18 protein-coding genes, 1 tRNA gene and 1 riboswitch are annotated in these 21,362 nt (G+C 65.6%); of the genes, 8 read left to right on the forward strand and 11 right to left on the reverse strand.

Going from position 1 to position 21,362, the window contains the following annotated elements; genetic code table 11:
• Nucleotides 1-28: 28 nt before the first annotated feature.
• The gene (locus tag KF719_RS12360; protein WP_293509009.1) at nucleotides 29-499 is read left to right on the forward strand and encodes a BLUF domain-containing protein; all 471 of its coding nucleotides are present in this window, start codon (nucleotides 29-31) and stop codon (nucleotides 497-499) included.
• On the opposite strand, the gene argE is transcribed toward KF719_RS12360, so the two are convergent.
• The 3 genes from argE to metZ form a co-directional block, all read right to left on the reverse strand.
• Nucleotides 482-1,660 (reverse strand): acetylornithine deacetylase, encoded by a 1,179-nt coding sequence (gene argE / locus KF719_RS12365; RefSeq protein WP_293509010.1) that lies wholly within the window; start codon nucleotides 1,658-1,660, stop codon nucleotides 482-484. The genes KF719_RS12360 and argE overlap by 18 nt on opposite strands.
• Nucleotides 1,661-1,729: 69 nt before the next feature.
• Nucleotides 1,730-2,122 carry a Co2+/Mg2+ efflux protein ApaG gene (gene apaG, locus KF719_RS12370; RefSeq protein ID WP_293509011.1) on the reverse strand — a complete coding sequence of 131 codons (393 nt, stop codon included), beginning with the start codon at nucleotides 2,120-2,122 and terminating at the stop codon, nucleotides 1,730-1,732.
• 169 nt (nucleotides 2,123-2,291) lie between these two features.
• Entirely contained in the window at nucleotides 2,292-3,482 is a 1,191-nt protein-coding gene (metZ, locus tag KF719_RS12375; protein ID WP_293509012.1) for an O-succinylhomoserine sulfhydrylase, read from the reverse strand.
• 42 nt (nucleotides 3,483-3,524) lie between these two features.
• A riboswitch (SAM riboswitch) is annotated at nucleotides 3,525-3,604 on the reverse strand.
• 103 nt (nucleotides 3,605-3,707) lie between these two features.
• Between metZ and KF719_RS12380 the strand changes: the two genes are divergently transcribed.
• Nucleotides 3,708-4,868 carry a 2'-deoxycytidine 5'-triphosphate deaminase gene (locus tag KF719_RS12380; RefSeq protein ID WP_293509013.1) on the forward strand — a complete coding sequence of 387 codons (1,161 nt, stop codon included), beginning with the start codon at nucleotides 3,708-3,710 and terminating at the stop codon, nucleotides 4,866-4,868.
• Between the two features lie 18 nt (nucleotides 4,869-4,886).
• Complete coding sequence (locus tag KF719_RS12385) at nucleotides 4,887-6,035, forward strand: alpha-hydroxy acid oxidase (RefSeq protein WP_293509014.1); 1,149 nt, start codon at nucleotides 4,887-4,889, stop codon at nucleotides 6,033-6,035.
• A gap of 9 nt (nucleotides 6,036-6,044) precedes the next feature.
• On the opposite strand, the gene KF719_RS12390 is transcribed toward KF719_RS12385, so the two are convergent.
• On the reverse strand, nucleotides 6,045-6,977 hold the full coding sequence (locus tag KF719_RS12390; RefSeq protein ID WP_293509015.1) for a radical SAM protein: 933 nt from the start codon (nucleotides 6,975-6,977) through the stop codon (nucleotides 6,045-6,047).
• A 110-nt stretch (nucleotides 6,978-7,087) separates the two neighbouring features.
• Between KF719_RS12390 and KF719_RS12395 the strand changes: the two genes are divergently transcribed.
• A tRNA-Gly gene (locus KF719_RS12395) sits at nucleotides 7,088-7,161 on the forward strand.
• A 275-nt stretch (nucleotides 7,162-7,436) separates the two neighbouring features.
• On the opposite strand, the gene KF719_RS12400 is transcribed toward KF719_RS12395, so the two are convergent.
• Nucleotides 7,437-8,033 carry a DUF4412 domain-containing protein gene (locus tag KF719_RS12400; RefSeq protein WP_293509016.1) on the reverse strand — a complete coding sequence of 199 codons (597 nt, stop codon included), beginning with the start codon at nucleotides 8,031-8,033 and terminating at the stop codon, nucleotides 7,437-7,439.
• A 229-nt stretch (nucleotides 8,034-8,262) separates the two neighbouring features.
• Between KF719_RS12400 and KF719_RS12405 the strand changes: the two genes are divergently transcribed.
• Nucleotides 8,263-10,254, forward strand: coding sequence for a BCCT family transporter (locus tag KF719_RS12405; RefSeq protein ID WP_293509017.1), 1,992 nt, complete (start codon nucleotides 8,263-8,265; stop codon nucleotides 10,252-10,254).
• A 59-nt stretch (nucleotides 10,255-10,313) separates the two neighbouring features.
• Nucleotides 10,314-11,840 carry a malonyl-CoA synthase gene (locus tag KF719_RS12410; RefSeq protein WP_293509018.1) on the forward strand — a complete coding sequence of 509 codons (1,527 nt, stop codon included), beginning with the start codon at nucleotides 10,314-10,316 and terminating at the stop codon, nucleotides 11,838-11,840.
• Between the two features lie 3 nt (nucleotides 11,841-11,843).
• Here the strand turns inward: KF719_RS12410 and KF719_RS12415 are convergent, their stop codons facing one another.
• Nucleotides 11,844-12,374 (reverse strand): response regulator, encoded by a 531-nt coding sequence (locus tag KF719_RS12415; RefSeq protein ID WP_293509019.1) that lies wholly within the window; start codon nucleotides 12,372-12,374, stop codon nucleotides 11,844-11,846.
• A gap of 74 nt (nucleotides 12,375-12,448) precedes the next feature.
• Entirely contained in the window at nucleotides 12,449-14,446 is a 1,998-nt protein-coding gene (locus KF719_RS12420) for a glycosyltransferase family 2 protein (protein WP_293509020.1), read from the reverse strand.
• A 254-nt stretch (nucleotides 14,447-14,700) separates the two neighbouring features.
• Here KF719_RS12420 and KF719_RS12425 point away from each other — a divergent pair, with 254 nt between their 5' ends.
• Nucleotides 14,701-15,651, forward strand: coding sequence for a transporter substrate-binding domain-containing protein (locus KF719_RS12425; protein WP_293509021.1), 951 nt, complete (start codon nucleotides 14,701-14,703; stop codon nucleotides 15,649-15,651).
• 7 nt (nucleotides 15,652-15,658) lie between these two features.
• On the opposite strand, the gene KF719_RS12430 is transcribed toward KF719_RS12425, so the two are convergent.
• Entirely contained in the window at nucleotides 15,659-16,189 is a 531-nt protein-coding gene (locus KF719_RS12430) for a histidine phosphatase family protein (protein ID WP_293509022.1), read from the reverse strand.
• Nucleotides 16,186-17,016 carry a sterol desaturase family protein gene (locus tag KF719_RS12435; RefSeq protein ID WP_293509023.1) on the reverse strand — a complete coding sequence of 277 codons (831 nt, stop codon included), beginning with the start codon at nucleotides 17,014-17,016 and terminating at the stop codon, nucleotides 16,186-16,188. Before KF719_RS12435 ends, KF719_RS12430 begins: the two co-directional genes overlap by 4 nt.
• Before the next feature lie 269 nt (nucleotides 17,017-17,285).
• Between KF719_RS12435 and KF719_RS12440 the strand changes: the two genes are divergently transcribed.
• Entirely contained in the window at nucleotides 17,286-17,987 is a 702-nt protein-coding gene (locus tag KF719_RS12440) for a hypothetical protein (protein WP_293509024.1), read from the forward strand.
• 19 nt (nucleotides 17,988-18,006) lie between these two features.
• On the opposite strand, the gene KF719_RS12445 is transcribed toward KF719_RS12440, so the two are convergent.
• Together KF719_RS12445 and KF719_RS12450 are read right to left on the reverse strand one after the other, a co-directional pair.
• Complete coding sequence (locus KF719_RS12445; RefSeq protein ID WP_293509025.1) at nucleotides 18,007-18,417, reverse strand: tellurite resistance TerB family protein; 411 nt, start codon at nucleotides 18,415-18,417, stop codon at nucleotides 18,007-18,009.
• A 32-nt stretch (nucleotides 18,418-18,449) separates the two neighbouring features.
• A complete protein-coding gene (locus tag KF719_RS12450) occupies nucleotides 18,450-21,341 on the reverse strand; it encodes an ATP-dependent DNA helicase (RefSeq protein WP_293509026.1) in 2,892 nt (963 codons plus the stop codon).
• Between the last annotated feature and the right edge of the window lie 21 nt (nucleotides 21,342-21,362).

The following is a 21,362-nucleotide window of genomic DNA, read 5'->3' on the forward strand; positions in this document are numbered from 1 at the left end:
CGCCTCGCGACAGGGAGTGAAGGCAGCGATGGTCTTTCAAGCGGCATATCTCAGTGCGGCGCATTCCCACCTCTCCGATACGGACGTGCGGGACATTCTGCTGGCGTCGAAACGCAACAACGCGCCGGCCGGAATTTCCGGCATGCTGCTTTTGATCGACCAGGTTTTCTTTCAGGTGCTGGAGGGCGACAAGGCGGCCGTCGAGGCGACGCTCGCCCGCATCGCGCGCGATCCGCGTCACAGCGGCATCATTCATGTGCTGGCGGCCGAACGGCCGGAACCTCATTTCCCGGACTGGTCGATGGGGTTTGAAAAATTCGTCTATCGCGAAGCCGGCGTTCCGACGCCGGATGCCGCGCCCTTCGACATCGCAGACATTACCCGCAATCCGTCCGTGTCGGCGCTGGCCGGCAAGGCGCCGGAGTTGATTTCCTTCATGCGCGCTCTCTATCGCGGCCGCGACATGCGCGGCGCGCCGGTGCTAGATCGGACGGCCTGAGACGTAATCGGCCAGCCGGCGCATGAAACGCTCGCATTCGGCGATCTGCGAAAGCTCCACGAATTCGTCCGGCTTGTGCGCCTGCGCGATGTCGCCCGGCCCGCAAACGACCGTCGGAATATCGGCAAGCTGGAACAGTCCGGCCTCGGTGCCGTAGGAAACGGCTTCCGCGGCATTGCATTGCGCGAGTTTCAGCACCAGCGTTTCGCCCGCGGACCCCTCTTCGGGCGCAAGGCCCGGCGCCTGGGCGCGAACTTTCGTTTCGATCCGGGCGCCCGGGTGTACATCGCGCATCCGCGGCAGCACGTTTTCGTCTACATGCGCGTTGAAGCGGTTGATGATCTCGTCGGGATCGAGGTCGGGGAGGGCGCGATACTCCCAGAGGAATGAACAGGTCTTCGGAATGATGTTGAGCGCCGTGCCGCCGCGGATCGGACCGACATTGACGGTCGTGTAGGGCGGCCGGAAGCGGCCCGACGCATCGCCGCGCCGGCGCATTTCCTCGGCCATCTGCGAAAGAAATCCGATCAGCTCGGCCGCGTACATCACCGCGTTGACGCCCTTGTCGGTGGCGCTCGAATGGCTTTCGAGGCCGGTGACCGTTGTCGACCAGGACTGGATCGACTTGTGTGCGTTGACGACCTTCATCGAGGAAGGCTCGCCGACAATGACGACCTGCGGACGCGGCATGGTGCGGATAATGCCGTCGATCATCGGACGGACGCCGAGACAACCGACCTCTTCGTCATAGGAAAGCGCGAGGTGAACCGGAATTTGCGGACCGTCTTTCAGGAATTCCGGCACGAAGGCGAGCGCCACCGCGATGAAGCTCTTCATGTCGCTGGTGCCGCGCCCGAAAAGCCTGCCCTCGCGCTGGACGACGGTGAACGGATCGCTCGACCAGTCCTGTCCCTCGACCGGCACGACATCGGTGTGACCGGAGAGCACGACGCCGCCGGCCGCATCCGCCGGTCCGAGCGTCGCGAAAAGATTGGCTTTCGTACCGTCCTCATTGGTCACGCGCTGCGCGGCGACGCCGTGGCTCGCAAGATAGTTCTCGACGAATTCGACCAGCGCCAGATTGGACAGATGGCTCGTCGTGTCGAACGAGACGAGCGTCTCGATCATCTCGCGGGGGCTGAGGCGCATGGGTGCGGGCATGGATGCGGGGCCTGGGCTCAAGGGCGGGCCGGTATCCTAGCGCGGGCGGAAGCGGGAAGCGAGGCGTCCCTAGTGAAGCAGGCGGGGGCTGTGCGGGCTGTCGAGCGAGAAGGCGGGAATGTCGACTTCGAATTTCTCGCCGTCCTCGTTTTCCATTTCGTAATTGCCGAACATGATGCCCGACGGCGCGCCGAGCGGCGTGCCGCTCGTATATTCGAATTTCTCGCCGGGCTTCAGCAGCGGCTGCTCGCCGACGACGCCGGGACCGCGCACCTCATGCACATGACCGCTGGCGTCGGTGATCTTCCAGTAGCGCGCGCGCAGGCGCACCGTTTCGCGGCCCTTGTTCTCGATCGTCACATGATAGGCCCAGACATAATATCCCTGCTCGGGCTCGGACTGATCCTCGAGATAGGTCGGCTCGACCAGAATATTAATGGAGCGGGTCATGGCGCTGTACATCGGGCGGTCCTTGCACGAGGGCGTCTGTCGGCCTGCGGCTCAAGGCATCCTGCCTCAATTCTTTCCACAGGCTTACCAGACTACCGGTCACCCTATAAATTCCTCTTAACGGCGGCGTTTTTATGACGGTTTGGCGGCATTTTCCGGTGCGTCCGGTTGCCGCACCGGCTCACGCCAGCGCCCGCTCGATGTCCTCGATCAGATCGCCCGCATCCTCAAGCCCCACCGACAGCCGCAACAGCCCCTCGCCGATGCCGAGCTCGGCCCGCGCCTCGGGCGTCAGGCGCTGATGCGTGGTCGTGGCGGGGTGGGTGATCAGGCTCTTGGCGTCGCCCAGATTGTTGGAAATCTTGATCACCTGCAACGCATTGGCAAAGCGGAACGCGCCTTCCTTGCCGCCCGCGACCTCGAAAGCGACGATGTTGCCGCCGGCGTCCATCTGGCTCATCGCCAGATTGTGCTGCGGGTGGCTCGCCAGCCCCGGATAGAAGACGCGGCCGATCCCCTTGTGGGTTTCGAGGAAACGCGCCACGGCGTCCGCGCCCCGCGCATGCTCGCGCACGCGCAAATCGAGCGTCTCGAGGCTTTTCAGCATCACCCAGGCATTGAACGGGCTGAGGCTCGGTCCGGTCTGGCGCAGGAAGTTGGCGAGGTGATCGGCGATGAAGGCCTGATCGGCGAGCACGATGCCGCCGAGGCAGCGCCCCTGGCCGTCGATATGCTTGGTCGCCGAATAGACGACGACATCGGCGCCGAGCTCCATTGGGCGTTGCAGCGTCGGCGTCGCGAACACATTGTCGACGACAAGCTTGGCGCCCGCCTGATGGGCGATTTCGGCCACCGCCTTGATGTCGATGATTTCGAGCGTCGGGTTCGACGGCGTTTCGAGAAAGAACATCCGCGTGTTGGGACGCACGGCCTTTTTCCAGGCGTCGATGTCGCGCCCGTCGACCAGCGTCGAGGTGACGCCGAAGCGCGGCAGCAATTCCTCGACGATGTAGCGGCAGGAGCCGAACAGCGCCCGCGACGACAGCACATGATCGCCGGCCTTGAGATAGCAGAGCATGGCGGCGGTGACGGCGGCCATGCCGGTCGCCGTGGCGCGCGCGTCGCCCGCGCCTTCGAGCGCGATCATCCGCTCCTCGAACATCCGCACGGTGGGATTGGAGAAGCGGCTGTAGATGAAGCCCGGTTCCTCGTTCTTGAAGCGCCGCTCGGCCGCCTCCATCGTCTCGTAGACATAGCCCGAGGTCAGGAACATCGCCTCGCTTGTCTCGCCGAATGGCGTGCGGACGGTGCCGCCATGCACGGCTTCGGTGCGGGCCTTCAGCTTGCGGCCGTCGCGTGTCGTCTTGCTCATCCGGGTTGCCCCCAATAAAAAACCCCGACCTGAAAGATCGGGGGCAAGGGGCGCCCGACCTCTTTAGCGGATTGTTTAACGTGGCCGCAAGCCGGTCGGCTCAAATCACCACGGTATCGGCAGGCATTTAAGGGATGCGGGGCCCCCGCGTCAAGCCGGGGCTTCCCGGCGGCGGACGGGCGACCTATAACGGACGCCCGGAACCGCCCCAATATGCAAGGGACCATGACCAAACCGGCCGACGATCTTTTCCCGCATCGCGACGACGAGCCGCGCCGCCTCGGCGCCGGGCAGATGCACGCGACCGGCATCCTGCCCGCACACGGCATCGAGGCGCTGATCCGCGAAAAGGAAATCTGGGGCGCGGCTGAAATCGAACCGTCGCAGATCCAGCCTGCGAGCCTCGACCTGCGGCTCGGGCAGGTCGCCTATCGGCTGCGCGCGAGCTTTCTGCCGGGTCCCGACCGGGGCGTGATGGAGCGCGTCGAGGAGCTGATGCTCCACAAGATCGACCTGCGCGAAGGCGCGGTGCTCGAAACGGGTTGCGTCTATCTGGTGCCGCTGGTCGAGGCGCTGGCCTTGTCGGAACGCACATCCGCATCCGCCAATCCGAAAAGTTCGACCGGCCGCCTCGACGTCTTCACGCGGTTGATCGCCGATTTCGCGACCGAGTTCGACCGCCTGACGGCGGGCTACAAGGGTCATCTCTATCTCGAGATCAGCCCGCGCACCTTCCCGATTCTGGTGCGCCCCGGCTCGCGGCTGGCGCAGATCCGGTTCCGCCGCGGCACGCATTCATGCACCGATGCCGAGATGAAGCGCCTGCATGACGAGCTGAAGCTGGTCGACGGCGAGGCGGATATCGACGGCGGCATCGCGCTGACCGTCGATCTCGCGCCGGCGCGCGAGGGCGACATTGTCGGGTACCGGGCCCGGCGTCACTCGGGCGTCGTCGACATCGACAGCATCGGCGCCTATGACGTGCTCGATTTCTGGGACCCGTTGACCGCGCGCCCCGGCCGCAACAATCTTATTCTGGACCCGGACGAATTCTACATTTTGGCTTCGCGCGAAGCGCTGCATATCCCCGCGACGCATGCCGCCGAGATGGTGCCCTACGATCCGCTGGTCGGCGAGTTTCGCGTGCATTATGCGGGTTTCTTCGATCCGGGCTTCGGCGCTCGCGAGGCGGGCGGGGCCGGGAGCCGCATCGTCCTCGAAGTGCGCTCGCACGAGGTGCCCTTCATCCTCGAACACGGCCAGATCGTCGGCCGCTTCGTGCTCGAACGCCTGACCGACCGCCCGGCGCGGCTCTACGGCGCCGGCCTCGGCTCGAGCTACCAGCGCCAGGGGCTGAAGCTTTCAAAACATTTCAAGGCGCCCTGAGCGCCGAAGCGAGTTTCGATGAGTCTTGCCAGCTGTCGTAATTTCAAGGACTTCCGCGCGCTTGCCCGCCGCCGTTTGCCGTCCCCCATCTTTCATTACATCGACGGCGCGGCCGACGACGAGGTGACCTACCGGCGCAATACCGAAGCCTACGAGACCTGCGATCTCGTCCCTAGTGTGCTCGCCGGCGTCGAGACGGTCGATATGTCGACCACCATCTTCGGCAAGAAGCTCGCAATGCCGCTCTATTGCGCGCCGACCGCGCTGCAGCGGCTGTTCCACCCGGACGGCGAACGCGCCGTGGCGCGCGCGGCGCAGAAATACGGCACCATGTTCGGCGTCTCCTCGCTCGGCACGGTGAGTGTGGAAGAAATCGGCGCGATGATCGACACGCCGAAAATGTTCCAGTTCTATTTTCATAAAGACCGCGGTCTGAACGACAGCATGATCGAGCGCGCAAAGGCCGCGCAATTCGACGTGATGGCGCTCACCGTCGACACGATCACCGGCGGCAACCGCGAGCGGGACCTTCACACGGGCTTCACGTCGCCGCCGAGGCTCACCTTCAAGAGCCTGTTCAGCTTCGCCGCGCGGCCGCGCTGGGCGGTCAATTATCTGATCCATCCGAAAATGGAACTGCCGCACCTTCAGGAGCATGTGCAGGAGGGCACCAATCTCGCCACTTCGATCGGCAGTTATTTCTCCACCATGCTGGACCAGTCGATGAGCTGGAAGGACGCCGAAGCGATCCGCGCCAAATGGGGCGGGCATTTCGCGCTGAAAGGCGTGATGAGCGTTGCCGATGCCAGGCGCGCGGTGGATATCGGCTGCACCGGCATCATGGTGTCGAACCATGGCGGGCGCCAGCTCGACGGCTCGCGCAGCCCGTTCGACCAGCTGGCCGAGATTGTCGATGCGGTGGGCGACAAGATCGATGTGATCTGCGAGGGCGGCATTCAGCGCGGCTCCCATGTGCTCAAAGCGCTCTCGCTCGGCGCCAAGGCGTGCTCGGGCGGCCGGCTCTATCTCTATGCGCTGGCGGCGGCCGGCCAGCCCGGCGTCGAGCGCGCGCTCGGCCTGATGCGCGATGAAATCGAGCGCGACATGAAGTTGATGGGTGCCCGCAGCGTCGGCGATCTCAACCGCGGCAATCTGCGTTTTCGCTAGCCCCCGGACCTAGCCGGCCGAACAGCTCGCGCCGCCCAGCACGCAGAACTTCGCGCAATGCGGGTGGTTGAGCTTCACCGGCCGCAAACTTTCGGCGAGCGTTTCGCCCATCTCGAATTGCGGGTCGTCGGGCAGCAGCGTGCAGGCGACGAAGACCGGCCGCGCCGCGCCCTTGCGCTTCACCACAATGCGGCTCGTCGCGCACATCATGTCGGCCGGGTTCACATGCAATATGTCCCAGCAGGCGGTGGTGATTTCGGGCACGTCGGCGCGCTCGTCCATCTCGGGGAAGATGACGAGTGCCGAGCGGTCTTCCGTGTCGAGGCGAATTCCCTCGCGCGTGAAGAGCGCCGCATAGCCCGCGCGGGCATCCGCTTCCGCTTCGTCCGGCACCGCGCGCCCGGCGACCGCGATTGAAAATCCTTCATTGGCGATCCAGCGAAGACCATCCATCGTCTTTGCGAAAGCTCCCGATCCGCGCTCGGCGTCGTGCAGCGCCGCCGTGTGATGGTCGAGGCTGACCCGCAGCGTCAATCGCGCGCCGTGATGCGCCTTGAGGTCGAGCAATCCACGTCTGATCCCGGGCCGCATCATCGGCTGCATGGCGTTGGTGAGGATCAGCACCCGGTGGCCGCGTTCGAGCGCGTCCGCCGCCATCGCCAGCATGTCGGGGTTCATGAAGGGCTCGCCGCCCGTGAACCCGATCTCGATGGGTTCGTGCCCGGCCATATCGAAGACATGCGCCGCCTCCGCCGCCGTGATGTAGACCAGCCGGTCGTCGGTCGGGCTCGACCTTATGTAGCAATTGGCGCATTCGATATTGCAGAGCGTGCCGGTGTTGATCCACAGCGTCTTCAACGTGCGAAATTGCACCTGCGCGCGGGTCTCGCCCTTCGCGGTGATGTCGGGATGGCTGAATTTGATCGGTGTGGCGTCGGTCATGGCGGGAGCCTAGCACGAGGGCGCGCCTCACTTCCGCTCACGATCCCGCGATTTTCGGGAACTTTCCGGGCCTTTTCGCAAGCATGCGCCCATGCTAGAACCGCCCTCGCGCGGGTGTAGCTCAATGGTAGAGCAGAAGCTTCCCAAGCTTACGACGAGGGTTCGATTCCCTTCACCCGCTCCAGTCCAATCGCACCCGAACCCTCGGTTTCTTGTTCTGCGCCGCCTGGCGGCGCGGGAGTTCGATTCCCTTCGCCCGCACCAGTCCAATTGCTTGCCACCCGCCAATGGCCCATTTGGGTCATGCGCCGGCCCGGGCGCCGCGCCACCCTGAAAGTCTCGAACGCGGACTTCCAGGATGGAAAACATGCCGATCGCTCGACATCTCGCTGCCGGCGCGCTGGGCCTTCTGCTCGGACTGGTGTTTTTTGTGGCGATCACGACCGCATCGGTTCTGGTCTAGCGCGGGATCGTGGACGGTGGCATGCCCGCCGGCATTTTCGTTGCCGTCACACCGTCGGGCAGGCGGAACAGCGCCGCGTCCTGCGCCCCACGCTGAAGTTCGCTCAGCGTCATCGCGAATTTCCCGGCGGGGCTTGCGCCCTCGGCCTTCACAGGAATGCCGTCGCGCGTCAGCCAGACGAAAACGGTCGCTGCATCTTCCGCGCGGTCGATGCGGTATTTGGTTGTCTGCTCGCCTTCCACGGCTTCCTCGCCGAGCTTTTCGGCCTCGATGCCCTCATCGTATATCTCGCCGATCCCGTAGTCGGCGACATCATCCATGTTCATTTCCATCGCCATGTTCATGTCCGGCATATACATCAGCATCTTTTTTTCGTCCGGAAGCAGGATCGTTACCTGCCGCACACCTTGCATCGTCGTTTCCCAGCGTTCGGTGCCGCGGTCGTAATAGACCTTGCTGTTCATCGTCATGCCCTGCGCCTCGACCGTGCGCACGGCGCTATATGCCGTGTCCGGCGGCGTGAGCGTTGCGGCGGATGCGGGCTGGATCGAAACCACGGCGACGAAGAGTGCGGTGAACAGGATCAAACGCACGGCAAGTCCTCTCTGATTTCCGGTTCGCAAATGAGCGCCGTCGAGGCTAGCTCGTTTTGGTGCCTGGCGAAATGCCAGCGATTCCGGGGGAGTTTGCGGGTTGGCCCGGCGGGCGAGCTGTGCAATGCTTGCCTCGAAATCACATAACCAGCCGATGCACCGCAGCGCGCCCCTTCGCTGCTCCACATACCATTTGCGCATTTCAAGATTGCCCGGGAGGACGCTGGCCATGGCAGGCAGGGAACAAAGTCGGGAAAAGCCTCCGATTTTTCAGGCGAATGTCCCGGTATTTCTCGGTTCCGCCGCGCTGATCTTCGCCGCGATCGCCTTCGCCGCCTCCGCGCCATCCTATGCGGCCACGGTCTTTGCCGACGTTCAGTCTTTCATCGTCCGGGAATTCGGCTGGTTCTATGTCGCGGCCGTCGCCACATTCCTGATATTTGCTGTCGGCGTCGCATTGAGTTCGATGGGCCACATCAGGCTCGGGCCCGACGACTCCGAACCCGATTTTTCGACCCGCTCGTGGTTTGCGATGCTTTTCAGTGCCGGCATGGGCATCGGCATCATGTTCTACGGCGTGGCCGAACCCGTGCTGCATTTCGCGTCGCCGCCCGTCGGCGAGGGCGGCACGGTCGAGGCGGCGCGAAACGCCATGCAGCTCTCGTTCTTTCACTGGGGACTGCACGCCTGGGCGATCTATGCGGTGATGGGGCTGGCGCTTGCCTATTTTTCGTTTCGACAGGGATTGCCCTTGTCGCCACGCTCGGCGCTCTATCCGTTGATCGGCGAGCGCATCCATGGCTGGCCTGGCCATCTGGTCGACATCTTCGCCGTGCTCGGCACGATGTTCGGCGTCGCCACCTCGCTCGGTCTCGGCGTGATGCAGGTGAATGCCGGCCTCAACTATCTGCTCGGCATCCCGATCGGCATCGGCGTCCAGGTGGCGCTGGTCGCCGGCATTGCATTGCTCGCCACGATTTCGGTCGCCTCCGGACTCAACCGGGGCATCCGGCGGCTTTCGGAACTCAATCTGACGCTGGCGGTGCTGCTGGTCGTCTTCGTCTTCGCCGCCGGCCCAACCGTTTTCCTGTTGCAGGCCGCGATGCAGAATACCGGCGCCTATCTCAGCGACATTGTCGGCCGCACCTTCACGCTTTATGCCTATCGGCCCAATGACTGGATCGGCGGCTGGACGCTTTTCTATTGGGGCTGGTGGATTTCCTGGTCGCCCTTTGTCGGCATGTTCATCGCCCGCATATCGCGCGGGCGCACGATCCGCGAATTCGTGGTCGGCGTTCTGCTGGTTCCGTCGGGCTTTACCTTTCTGTGGTTCACCGCCTTCGGCAACACGGCGCTCTCGATGGAACTGTCGGGCGCGGCGTCGATGGTTGCGGCGGTCGAGGCCGATGTCGCGGTGGCGCTCTTTCAGTTCCTCGAGCATTTGCCGCTCGCCACCGTCACCATGACCATGGCCACGGTCCTGATCGTCACCTTCTTTGTCACATCCTCGGATAGCGGCAGCCTCGTCATCGACATCATCACGGCGGGCGGCAATGTCGAGCCGCGCGTCTGGCAGCGCGTTTTCTGGGCGCTGACGCAAGGACTGGTTGCGGCAATTCTTTTGCTGGCGGGCGGTCTCGCCGCGCTGCAAACGGGTGCCATCGCCGGCGGCTTTCCGCTCGCGGCGATCATGCTGCTGATCTGCTACGGACTGTTCACGGCGCTCCGGCAGGAGACGGCACGGCAAAGAGCCCTGCAGGACACGATGCCTGTCGCGCTTGGCGGCGGTCATCCGCCGGTTCCCTGGCGCCAGCGCCTGAGCGCGCTTCTCCTTCAGCCGACGCGCGAGCGGGCCGTCGCCTTCATGCGCGCGACGGTCGCCCCCGCACTGGAAGACGTCGCAACCGAAATACGCGGGCGCGGCATGGAAACCGAGCTCACGGTCGCCGACAGCAAGGTCTCGCTCACCGTCGGTCATGGCGGCGAGGACGAATTTCGCTACGATGTTTCGCTGCGCGGCGTCGTCTTGCCGGCATTTGCCATGTCGATGCTCGAAGGCGAGCGCGAAGGGCCGGAACGGACATGGCGCGCCGAGGTGTCGTTGCGCGACGGCGGGCAAGGCTACGACATTCTGGGCTACACCAAGGATCAGATCATCGCCGACCTTCTGGGCCAGTACGAGCGCCACCTGCATATTCTCCACATGCAGCGCGCGGGGTAATGCGGTTCGCCCCAGCTTCTTGTATAAGTCGGGCATCCGCTGTTCCGCCCGAGGTCCGAATGAGCCTCTCCCTCTATACGCTGATCGAATCGTCCTTCCCCGACGACCGCACGCGCCTTGCCCTTGAGGTGCCGGGCCGCACCCATGGGCCGCGCGACTGGTCCTTCGATCGCCTGTCCGCCTATGCCGCGCGCTATGCAGCGCTCTTTGCGCAGCTTGGCCTGAAGCCCGGCGACCGCATTGCCCTGCAGGTCGAAAAGTCGCCCGAGGCGCTGGTGATCTATCTGGCCTGTTTGCGTGGCGGCTTCGTGTTCCTGCCCATGAACACCGCCTATCGCGTCGAGGAGGTCGACTATCTCGTCGGCGATGCCGAGCCCGCTCTGATCGTTTGCGACCCCGCGGTGGAAACCGCCATCGCCGACATCGCCGCGCGGCGCGGCGTGCCGCATCTGCTGACGCTCGACGCCGACGCGCATGGCAGTTTCATTGACGCGGTCGCGACGGTTGCGGATGCTGTGCGGCCTGCCACCTGCGGCGCGGAGGATCTGGCGGTCATTCTCTATACGTCGGGAACCACCGGAAAGCCGAAAGGCGCCATGCTGACGCATGGCAATCTCGCGGCCAATGGATTGGCGTTGCGCGACGCCTGGCGTTTCACCGACGCCGACGTGCTGCTGCACGCCCTGCCGATTTTCCATGCGCACGGGTTATTCGTCGCCTGCCATTGCGCGCTTCTGTCGGGCGCGAAAATGATCTGGCGGCAGAAATTCGACCGCGCCGACGTGATTGCCCTGTTGCCGCGCGCCACCACTTTCATGGGCGTGCCGACCTTCTATACGCGCCTGCTCGCCGGGGACGACTTCAATGCCTCGCTGGTCGGCCATATGCGTCTGTTCACCTCCGGTTCCGCCCCCTTGCTCGCCGAGACCTTCGAGGCGTTCCGGGCGCGCACCGGTCATGCGATCCTTGAGCGCTACGGCATGACCGAGACCGGCATGAACACATCGAACCCCTATGACGGCGAACGTCGCGCCGGCACGGTTGGCTTTCCGCTGCCGGATGTCGAGCTGCGCGTGACGGACGAGGAAGGCCTGCCGCGCGCCTCCGGCGAGATCGGCGGCCTTGAGGTGCGCGGCCCCAATGTCTTTTCCGGCTATTGGCGGATGCCCGAAAAATCGGCGGCCGAGTTTGCGGAGGGCGGCTGGTTTCGAACCGGCGACATCGCAATGATCGACGCCGACGGCTATGTGCATCTGGTCGGCCGCGCCAAGGACCTCATCATCTCCGGCGGCTTCAACGTCTACCCGAAGGAGATCGAGGAGCTGGTCGACGACATGGCCGAAGTTCTGGAATCGGCCATCGTCGGCGTACCTCATTCCGATTTTGGCGAGGCAAGTGTCGCGGTGGTCGTGCTGCGCGAAGGCGCGGCGCTCGATGAGGCGGCGCTCATTGCGCGGTTGAGGGAAAAGATCGCCAATTACAAGGTGCCGAAGCGGGCCTTCTTCGTCGAAAGCCTGCCGCGCAACACCATGGGCAAGGTTCAGAAAAACCTGCTGCGCGAGGACTACAAGACGGCCTGCGCCTGAACGTCAGCTCTTGCGATCGGCTTCGCGGCGCTTGACCGGCGCCTTGCCGTCGCGGCGGCGGCGGTCGGGCCCGGTGAATTCCGCCGAGCGCACGATTGCGCGGGGCCGGGTCAGAACCGTCTCGATGCGGGTTGTCAGCTGCTGCGCCGAGAAGGGCTTGGAAAGAATTTCGGTTACGCCCGCGTCCCGCGCCGCGATGATCGCGCCGCGCTCGCGCTGCTCGGTCACATAGATGACCGGAATGGTGCTGAGTTCGCTTTCGTCGGCGGTCCGAATGGCGCGCACGACGGAGAGCCCGTCAAGCGGCGGTTCGAGATCGTCCATGATCGCCAGATCGACCTTGCCGCGCATCAGCGCGCCCAGCGCTTCTTCGCCGGAGCGAACGCTTGTTATGTTGCGAACGCCGAGGCCCGACAGGATGCCGCGCAGCAGGTTGGCCATGTACTGCGTGTCTTCGACGATGAGCACGCCCAGCTGTGCGTATCGCTCGGGGCTGATGGTCTTGGTATCCGGCGCCGTGTTGTCCTGTGCCATATTTGTCTCTCGTTCGCTCGCCCGCCGCTGCCCGGCGCCTGTCCCGACTATGGCCGAAACTCTTTATCGATTCGTTAGTGCGGCCCGCCCGAAGAGCTGTTTCCGTGCGGGATTTCGACCGGATTCGGGGAAGTTTGCAGCCGCGCGAGCTGTACCGCCATCATGCGGCTGAGGCCGTGGTCGGTCTTTTCCCAGTGGAAGGGCCTGGTGGCGAGCTGCCAGATCGCCTTGTAGGCCGCGACCGAAATCAGCAGCCAATAGGCCGGCATCATCAGCGTCTGCACGAAGAGCGGCGCCAGGCCGCGGGAGGCGACGGCCGCCATCCCGGCGGCGATGGAAAAGGAATAGCCGGACACCAGGACGGCGGCATTGAAAAAGGCCAGCGCCGTACCGTGCTGAAATCCGCCCGGTCCGCCGGCAAGGATGAGCGCCAGCGCCATGCTGGCGTAGAACATCGGGTGGAGCAGGTTCGACAACGAAAACCCGCCCATCACGATCTGGAAACCGACAAATCCCCGGAAGCCCAAGGCCCGGTAGAGCCGCACGGGGTGGCGCATCCGCACCAGATAGGTCTGCATCCAGCCTTTTACCCAGCGCGAGCGCTGGCGGACCCAGTTGTTGAGGCGGCAATTGGCTTCTTCCTGCGTCGTCGAGCGAATGATCCCGCAGCGATAGCCCATCAGTGCGAAGCGCTGTCCAAGGTCGGCATCTTCCGTCACATTGTTCGGATCCCATGCCCCCACCGCGCGCAATGCATCGATGCGGAAATGCGTCGAAGTGCCGCCAAGCGGAATCGGCAACCCGAGCCGCACCAGCGTCGGCAGCAGCAAGTCGAAGAAAGCGGCATATTCGATGGCGAATTGCCGCGTCAGCCAGTTTTCGTTCCAGTTGTAGTAGTTGAGCTGTGCCTGCACACAAGCCAGCCTTTCGTCGCCCAGCGCAAACGCGGCGACCGCCTTTTTGAGCTGCAGCGGCTCGGGCAGGTCTTCCGCATCGTAAATGACGAGCAGCTCGCCCCGTGCAAAGGGGAGCGCGAAATTGCAGGCCTTCGGCTTGGTCCGCGGCAGGCTCGTTGGCACACGGATGAAATCGAAATGGTCGGGAAGTTTCAGCGCCTTGGCGGCCTCCCATGTCGTGACGTCGCTCGCCTCGAACACGAGCTTGATGTCGAGCTTCGACGCCGGATAATCGAGGTCCTGCAATGCCCGCGCGATGATCGGCAGCACGCGCGCCTCGTCGTATAGCGGCACCATCACCGTATAGACCGGCAGCGCGTCGTCCGGCGGCGCGCCGCGGCTTTGATAGGCGCGTTCCTCCGCGGTCGGTTGCGCCATCATGCCGACGAAAATCGAGGTGTAACGCAATGCGGCGACGGCGAAAAAACACAGACCGAGCACGACGTTGAGCGCCACCAGCGCGGCCGTGGGCGCGGCGACAAAGGCGGCGAGAGCAAGGATTGCAAGTCCGGCCAGAACGATCGCCTGCCGGCGCGTGACGGGGGTTGCAGCCGAGCTTTCCGGCATCTGCCGTGCAAGATCGAAGATTGCCCGCTCGTTCAGCGCGTCGCCGAACTCGTTCATGATCGTGCGGTCGATGTCGCGTGGCGAAGTAACGAAGACCGGTTGCGGCCGTCCTTCGTGCTGCGCGATCGCCGCGCGCGCCGTCGGCGGATCAGCCGCCACATAAATCGTCTCGGCGCCGTGCCGCCGCCAGGGCAGGCACTGTGTGCGCAGGTAGAAGTCGATTTCCTCCGCCCGCCGCAGCGCCCGGTCCCGCGGATCGGCCAGCAGGTTGACGAACGGGATGCCGTGCTGTGCCGCGTAAAGGCGCGCCATGTCGACCAGCCGCGCCGCGCCGGTGCTCACCATCACGCGGCCAAGCGATGTTCCCCAGTGGCGCTGCCGGTCGAGCGCCGTTGCAATGACCTCGGGCAGCGTCAGGCCGGAGGCCACCGCCAATTCGCCGATCAGCGGCTTCGCGCCGCCTGGCGTCCGCTGTCGCACCGGGCGTCGCCGGCGGCCGGCACGCTTGGGCGCGGCCGCAGCTCCCTCGGCGGTTTTCTTTTCTTTCAAGCGGGGGTTCCCCGAAATCGGTTTGCGACGGAACGCACGACAACAGGGTCCTGCACCTCGGAACTGACCTCTAATGCAGCCTATTAAAGATTTTCGTTTACCATAATAGACCAAAAGAACAGGGTACGTTCTTTGCTTAAAGACAGGCGGACGCGGCGCAATTCCGGTGGCGGCACGGGAACGGGCGTCTCGATGTGTCATACTGAGACGGTCGCAGTCGCTGAACTGACGGCAGGGGAACGGTTGGGGCGTTTATGCGGTTTCTGCTCTATCTCAACACGATTGCGATCATCCTGCTGGCGGGCGCGCTGGTGCGGCTTTACGAGGACGCACCCTTGCCGTGGGCCGCGCCGCCGGTCGCGCTGGCGGCCGATCCTGCGCCGTCTGCGCCCGCCCCGTCGCCGCCACTGACGGCCGAACAATATGCGGCCCTGCAATTGCCCTTGCCGCACCCGGCGCGCACGCCGGCCGTCGCGCCCGATGCCGGTCCCGAGAAGCTGCGCCTGTTGACCGAAGGCGATTATCCGCCTTTCAACTTTCGCGGCGCCCAGGGCGATCTGACCGGTTTCGACATCGAAATCGCGAATGCGCTATGCGCACGCCTGCGGGCGGAGTGCAGCTTCGAGCTTCGGCCCTGGATCGAGCTCGTCCCGGCGCTGAAGCGCGGCGAGGGCGATGCCGTGGTCGCTTCGATGCTGATCCCCGTGCCCGGTCGCGAAGCGCCCGCCGCCGTCGACGGCGTCGTTTTTACCGAACGCTACTATTCGACACCGGGCCATTTCGCGGCGCGACGCACCGGCGCGCCCGTCGCGGCGACGCCGGCCGCGCTTGCCGGCAAGCGCATCGCGGTGCAGGCCGGCTCGGTGCATCACGCCTATGTCCGGCATCGGTTCCCGGAAGCCCGGCCGCTCGCGCTGCCGACGCTCGCTGAGGCGCAGGCCGCACTCGCTGGCGGCGACGCCGATCTCCTTTTCGCGGACCGGAACGCCCTCCTGCGCTGGACGGCGGCGGGCGAGGGTGCCTGCTGCCGTCTCGCCGGCTCGGGCTATGGGGATCCGGCATGGTTCGGCGAGGGCGCGGGCATTGCCCTGCGCGCCGGCGACGAGGCGCTGCGCGACAGGCTCAACGCCGCGCTCGAGGAACTGGTGGCCGACGGCACCTATGCCCGCATCAGCACCCGCTATTTCGCCAACAATATCTACTGAAATCCGCTCAGTTCTTTTCCTCGGCCATCAGGTCGCGCGGCCGTCCGAAGAAGACGCTGCGGCCTTTGCCCTCGGCGATGTTGGCCCAGTGCTCGACATCGAATTCCAGCACGATGAAGCCGCCGGTCGGCACGCCATGCGCGATGCGCAGCGCCGTCTCTTCGTCGGGATCTTCGGCCAGCGCCATCGCCAGCAGCACCAGACCCGGATTGTGAGCGACGACCAGCAGTGTCTGCGCCGTATCGGGCGCCTGGCGGATTTCGTCGAGCATCGCGTCGGGCATCGCATGATAGAGCTCGTCGCGATAGATGACCGGCACATCCTTGCCGAGCCGTAGGCTGAGCGGCGCGCAGGTTTCTCGTGCCCGTGCCGCCGTCGAGCACAGAACGGTGTCCGGCCGGTAGGGGCAGGAGGCAATATAGCCGGCCATGAATTCAGCGGCCTTTGCACCGCGCGCATTAAGCGGCCGGTCGAAATCGTCCTTCGCCGGATCGCCCCAATCCGACTTTGCGTGGCGCAGCAGGCACAACTGTTTCATGTCCGTTGTTCCTCCCCGCGCCGCGCGCTGCCTGAAAACGGATTGACGAGGCTCCAGCCGAGACCGGCCGGCGCGGGCGCCGGAAAATCCGCAAGCCCGATCCGCATGGCGTCGTGACCGTCGCGCGGTTGTGCGCGATAGGTGCCGAACACCCGATCCCAGAGCGAAAGGCTGAAGCCGAAATTCATGTCTTGTTCGTCCCGATGGATCGAATGATGCACCCTGTGCATATCGGGTGTCACGACGGCGCGCCTCAAAATCCGGTCGGCTGCGACAGGCAGCCGCACATTCGAATGATTGAACATCGCCGCCGCGTTGAGCAGCACCTCGAACAGGATCACCGCAACGACAGGCGCACCGATCAGCGCGACCGCCGCGATCTTCACGCCCATGCTGATCAGGATTTCGACCGGGTGAAAGCGGATGCCGGTCGTCACGTCGAGTTCGGGGTCGGCATGGTGCACCCGGTGCAGCCGCCACAGGAAACCGACATGGTGGAAAACGACATGCTGGCCATAGATGAGCGCGTCGAGCGCGAGCATCGAAAGGGGGACGGCGATGATGGCCGGCGTCTGCGTCCAGTTGAAGAGCCCGAAGCCGCGCCGTTCCGCTTCCACGGCCGTCGCCGCCGCAACGACCGGCAGCGCAATGCGCACCAGCACGGCGCCGAGCGCCGACAGGGCGATGTTGGTCGGCCAGCGCCGCCACCGCGTCAAGGCTTGCGGCCGGCGCGGCGCGGCCAGCTCCCAAAGCGCCATCGCCGCCAGCACCGCCGCAAAGGCGGCAAGCCGGACTTGGGGTTCGTGGGTCGACAGAAATTCGGTCATACGCCTCGGTTTGGTCCTGCGCGGGCTTTCGGACCGCGAAAAGGCCCCGCACAATGGGTCCCGTGCGGATGGCAACTATAGTGGCGCTTTGTCATCAAGAAAAAGGGCGCGTTGCCCGGCATTGAGATAAAATGGCGGCACGGGACCGGGATATACGGGGTTCGGAAGGGACGGCGGCGATGCGTGGCGGTGTGTGGTCTGCTTGCTTGATTTTGATGCTCGCCGCGGCGCCCGCCGGGGCCGAACCGGCGCCGGACGGCGGTCCGGGCATGACCGCGGAACGGGATGGCGCGGGCGGCCGGGCGTTCGAAGCGCCATGGGGCCGGGCGCCGGCGGAACCTTCCGTCGCCGGAGACGAGACCTTTCAAGGCGGCTTCAACTGCCGGGCGCCCGCAAGCGCCGCGGGGTCCGGGCCGATCGTTTGCCAGAGCCGGATCAATCCGGTCCTGCCGGATTTCCTGTTCAGCTTGCGCTGGTATCTCGATCCTGAGACCGGCGAACGCGTCGTCACCGGCATTTCGATCCGCCGCGAAGGCCGGGCCGAACCGTTTCAGGTGATTGCCGGCCTTGAGGCGCGCACCGCGCCGGAAATCGCCGATGGCGGCTTCGAGATCATTGACATGGATTTCGACGGCTATCTCGACATGCGTCTCATTGCCGGGGGAACGGCCGGGCCGAACATGCTCTACCGCAACTGGCTCTGGGTCGCCGACAGCGGCCGCTTTGTCGAAAGCGCCATGCTCGACGAAATCGTCACGCCCGAATTCGATCCGGAGACGCGGGAGATCGTCAGCCGCTGGCGCTCAAGCGCAGCGGAGGGCGGCGTCGACGTTTATACTTGGGACGATGGCGTGCCGGTCATGATCCATCGCGAGGTCGACCGTTTCGACGGCCCCGCGCGCTGCACCCGCACGTTTTTCGACCGCATTGACGATGAAATGCGCGAAACCGGATCGGGCGCCTGTTCCTGAGAATTTGCGCCGGCAACCCTCAGAGCGGCATGTGCCGCGCCCGCGCGCCGCGTTCGATGGCGGCGGCGGTCAGCTTGTCGATGTCGAGCGCGTCGCGCAGCAATTGCAGCAGCCGGATTTCCTCCGCGCCCACCGCGAGATCGGATGTCGCGATTTCGACCGCCAGCGCATAGCCCGTCTCGCGCAGATGCGGCGGCAGCGCGTCCTTCACCAGCCCGAACACTGCGTCGAGTCCGCCATCTTCCTGCAGGATCGCGGCGCATTCCTTCGCCACCGGGATCAGCCGCTCGGCATTGAAATTGCGGAAGGCCGGCAGCGTCTGGACGATGGTGCCGATGTCGCGCAACTCGTTGTCGCTCATCGCGCGATCGACGGCGCTCATCGTCACCATGATGTAGATCAGGGCATTTTCGGGAGAAATCGTCGACATGAGGCTTCCTTGGCTCGAATTTGCGGGCGAGCTTAGAGTTTGGTCCGGTTGGGGGCAAGCGCGTCGCCGAGAAAGGCCCGCGTCTCGGATATCGCCTCGGCAAGCCCCACCCGGTGAATTGTGACGCCGGGCGGAAAGGCCGAGGTCAGCCGTGTCGGCAGTCTTGAATCGAGCGCCACAAAGACGCCCCGGTCGCTGGCGCGCCGGATCAGCCGTCCGAACGCCTGCTTCAGCCGCAGCCGCGTCAGCATGTCGTCATAGCGCGCCTTGCCGAAAACCTCGCGCCGCGCCTTGTGCAGAATGTCGGGCCGGGGCCAGGGCACACGGTCGAACACGATCATCCGCAGCGCATCGCCGGGCACGTCGACACCGTCGCGCACCGCATCTGTGCCAAGCAGGCAGGAATGTTTCTCGGCGCGAAAAACATCGACCAGCGTGCCCGTGTCGAGCGCGTCCACATGCTGCGCATAAAGCGTCAGCCCGGCTTCCTCCAGCGGCACGACGATCCGTTCATGCACAGCCCGCAAGCGGTGAATGGCGGTGAATAGTCCGAGCGCGCCGCCGCCCGACGCGCGAAAGAGTTCGCGGTAGGCCGCCGCGACCTGTGCAAGGTCGTCGCGCGCCACGTCGCGCACCACAAAAATGCGCACCTGCTTGTCGTAATCGAAGGGCGATGCCATGAAGGCCCGCCGTGCGGGCAGCGCCAGATGCGCCGCGCCGGTTCGGATCTCCGCCGTCTCCCAGCCGTCATTGTCTTCCGTTTCGTCGATCAGCCGGTCGCGCAGCGTCGCCGAGGTAATGAGCACGCCATGCGCCGGCTCGATCACGGCATTGGCGAACGGTATCGTCGGATCGCGCCAGTGCCGGTGCATGCCGACATCGCCCTCGCGGCCGAAAATCCGTTCGATCGAAAACCAGTCGACGAATTCCGCCGGCGTCGCGGCGCTTAGGCTCGCCAGCATCGCGCGCCATGACGGAACGAGAATGCGTGCCCGCCGGTCGAGCCCGCGCGCGGCCGCGTCCATGCGGATGCGCGTCGCGCTGTCGAGGTCTTCGGCCTCGTCGTCGAGCCGCGCCCGCAGGCGTTCGGCGACCAGCCGCAAGGGCGCGACCAGCCGGGCGAGAGCGGCGTCGAGTTCGCTTGCCGCTGAGGCAAGGCCTTCGACCGGCGGATCGGTGTCGGCTTCGAGCGAGAAGGGACTGTCATTGTCTTCGGCCCGCGCGTGGACCTGCTGGCGCACCAGCGCCAGGAATTTTTCGGCCGCGCCGCGAGGGCTTCCGTCGTTGAGCCGCGCTGTCCAGCCCGGCCCCGGCAGCGCGGCGGCGGCCGAAAGCGCCGCGGCAAGCGCTTCTTCGGCCAGTTCGTCGCCGCCGACAAGATCGCCGATGCGCTCGTCGAGCCCGCGCCCGCGCCTTCCGCGCTGGCCTTCCGCGCCGCGCACCCAGCGCCGGAGCTCGGCCGTTTCGATGCCCGAAATCGAAGCCGAGAAGGCGCTGTCGGCGGCATCGAAAATGTGATGCCCCTCGTCGAAGACGAAGCGCGACCTTGCTTCGCGGCCGCTCGGCGCCTCGTCCTCCGCGCCGCCCGCCGTGTCGGCGGGTTTGGCGGTCACGGTCTGTCCCATCACGCGGTCGAGCGCGGCCTGCCGCATCACCAGCGCATGATTGGCGACCACGATGTCGGCGCGTCGCGCCTTGCGGATTGCGCGTTCGATGAAGCATTTCCGGTAATGCGGGCAGGCGGTGTAGACGCATTCGCCGCGCCGGTCCGTGAGCCCGGTGCGCCCCGTCGCGCCGCCGAGCCGGGCGCCGAGCCATGCGGGAAAGTCGCCGCCCACCATGTCGCCGTCGCGGCTGGCTTTCGCCCAGCGCGCCACGAGGCCAATGGCGGTTGCGCTTCCCGAAAGTGCAGCCCGGTCCGCAAGTTCGGCGAAATTGAGCAAACAGAGATAGTTCTCGCGTCCCTTGCGGATGACGGTTTTCTCGGCCTTCTCGGCCGGGTCGGGATAGAGCCGCGAAAGTTCCTGGTCGAGCTGGCGTTGCAGGTTCTTGGTGTAGGTCGAAATCCACACCGTCCCCTTGTTGCGCGTCGCCCACAGGCTCGCCGGCGCGATATAGCCGATGGTCTTGCCGATGCCGGTGCCCGCTTCGGCGATGACGACGTTGGGCGCCCCCGCCGCCTCGCGTGGACCGAAGGCGAAGGCGGCGGCGGCGGCGAAATCGGCCTGCCCCTCGCGCCGTTCGGCGTCGGCGCCCGCGAGCTCGGCCAGCCGCTCCCGCGCTTCCGCCTCGCTGACCGGCTGCGACCCGGCGGGCGGGCGCGGCGCCTGCTCCTCCCATTCCGGCAATTCGTTCCAGATGTCGAAGCCGCGGCTTGCCGGCGGCCGTCCGTCCCGTCCGAGCGCGTCGGCCAGCGCCGCGACCACGCCCGGACCCCAGGCCCATCCGCCCTCCGCCATGCGAAAGGCGGTGCGCGCCGCCGACGGCCGGTCGGGCAGCGCACGGTCCTGCAGCCGCGCCAGCATTTGCGCGGCCGCCGCATGCAGCATGAGGGCTTGTGTCTCCGGCGTGTCGCCGGCATCGAGGCCGAGCGCGGCTGCCAGCCCGTCCGGTGTCGGCAGGCAGGGCGCCGCCGGATGCACGAAGGCGAAGAGTTCCATCAGGTCGAACACATGCGGTCCCGGCGCGCCGAACGGCCGTCCGCGCGCAATGCGCCGTGCCGTGAAGCCCGCATGCACCAGCATCACCGGCTCGCGCTCGATCAGCGCCAGCGCCGCCTCGGCGCCGAGTTCCTCGACCTCACCCTCGGCGCTGACGACGACAGCACCGCCCGCCGCACGGCTCGGCACGATGGCCGGCGCTTCGGGCAGGAATGCGCCACCGGTCGGGCCGTGCGTCGAATCGGAAGGTGCGTGTGAGGACATGGGCGGCGAGTATAGCCGCGC

The organism is Parvibaculum sp. (genome assembly GCF_019635935.1).
GTDB lineage: Bacteria > Pseudomonadota > Alphaproteobacteria > Parvibaculales > Parvibaculaceae > Parvibaculum.

Coding starts and splice junctions, on each gene's coding strand:
- KF719_RS12360 (WP_293509009.1), top strand. CDS start 29: ATGGTCTTTCAAGCGGCATATCTCAGTGCGGCGCATTCCCACCTCTCC.
- argE (WP_293509010.1), bottom strand. CDS start 1,660: ATGCCCGCACCCATGCGCCTCAGCCCCCGCGAGATGATCGAGACGCTC.
- apaG (WP_293509011.1), bottom strand. CDS start 2,122: ATGTACAGCGCCATGACCCGCTCCATTAATATTCTGGTCGAGCCGACC.
- metZ (WP_293509012.1), bottom strand. CDS start 3,482: ATGAGCAAGACGACACGCGACGGCCGCAAGCTGAAGGCCCGCACCGAA.
- KF719_RS12380 (WP_293509013.1), top strand. CDS start 3,708: ATGACCAAACCGGCCGACGATCTTTTCCCGCATCGCGACGACGAGCCG.
- KF719_RS12385 (WP_293509014.1), top strand. CDS start 4,887: ATGAGTCTTGCCAGCTGTCGTAATTTCAAGGACTTCCGCGCGCTTGCC.
- KF719_RS12390 (WP_293509015.1), bottom strand. CDS start 6,977: ATGACCGACGCCACACCGATCAAATTCAGCCATCCCGACATCACCGCG.
- KF719_RS12405 (WP_293509017.1), top strand. CDS start 8,263: ATGGCAGGCAGGGAACAAAGTCGGGAAAAGCCTCCGATTTTTCAGGCG.
- KF719_RS12410 (WP_293509018.1), top strand. CDS start 10,314: ATGAGCCTCTCCCTCTATACGCTGATCGAATCGTCCTTCCCCGACGAC.
- KF719_RS12415 (WP_293509019.1), bottom strand. CDS start 12,374: ATGGCACAGGACAACACGGCGCCGGATACCAAGACCATCAGCCCCGAG.
- KF719_RS12425 (WP_293509021.1), top strand. CDS start 14,701: ATGCGGTTTCTGCTCTATCTCAACACGATTGCGATCATCCTGCTGGCG.
- KF719_RS12430 (WP_293509022.1), bottom strand. CDS start 16,189: ATGAAACAGTTGTGCCTGCTGCGCCACGCAAAGTCGGATTGGGGCGAT.
- KF719_RS12435 (WP_293509023.1), bottom strand. CDS start 17,016: ATGACCGAATTTCTGTCGACCCACGAACCCCAAGTCCGGCTTGCCGCC.
- KF719_RS12440 (WP_293509024.1), top strand. CDS start 17,286: ATGACCGCGGAACGGGATGGCGCGGGCGGCCGGGCGTTCGAAGCGCCA.
- KF719_RS12445 (WP_293509025.1), bottom strand. CDS start 18,417: ATGTCGACGATTTCTCCCGAAAATGCCCTGATCTACATCATGGTGACG.
- KF719_RS12450 (WP_293509026.1), bottom strand. CDS start 21,341: ATGTCCTCACACGCACCTTCCGATTCGACGCACGGCCCGACCGGTGGC.